General features: G+C 69.7%; 1 protein-coding gene. It reads left to right on the top strand.

Annotated features, from left to right (window positions below; genetic code table 11):
- On the top strand, nucleotides 1-406 hold a 406-nt coding region (locus I6F31_RS36250; protein ID WP_225187063.1), incomplete at both ends, for an OmpA family protein.

Raw genomic sequence — 406 nt, 5'->3', positions numbered from 1 at the left:
CCCGTGCCGAGCGCCAGCTCAACACGATTGCCGACCGCCTCACCGCCGCACTGGCGCCGCTGATCGACCGCGGCATGATCAGCGTGCGCCGCACGGAACTGTGGATCGAGGTCGAGATCAACAGCGACATCCTGTTCCCCACCGGCTCGGCCGCACTGGACGTACATGCGCGGCAGACCCTGGCCAGCCTGGCCGAGGTGCTGCGCGACGTGCCCAACAGCGTGCGCGTGGAAGGCCACACCGACAACGTGCCGATCGCCACCGCCACCTTCCCGTCGAACTGGGAGCTGTCGGCCGGACGCGCCGCCAGCGTGGTGCATCTGTTCGCCGACCAGGGTGTGCAGCCGTCGCGGCTGGCGATGGTCGGCTATGGCCAGTTCCGCCCGCGCGAAGAGAACGACAGCGC

Origin of the sequence: Bradyrhizobium sp. NBAIM01 (assembly GCF_020194115.1) — a bacterium.
Taxonomy (GTDB): Bacteria; Pseudomonadota; Alphaproteobacteria; order Rhizobiales; family Xanthobacteraceae; genus Bradyrhizobium; species Bradyrhizobium yuanmingense.
The sequence above is the reverse complement of the archived record's forward strand: the minus strand, read 5'-3'. Positions and strand labels throughout refer to the sequence as shown.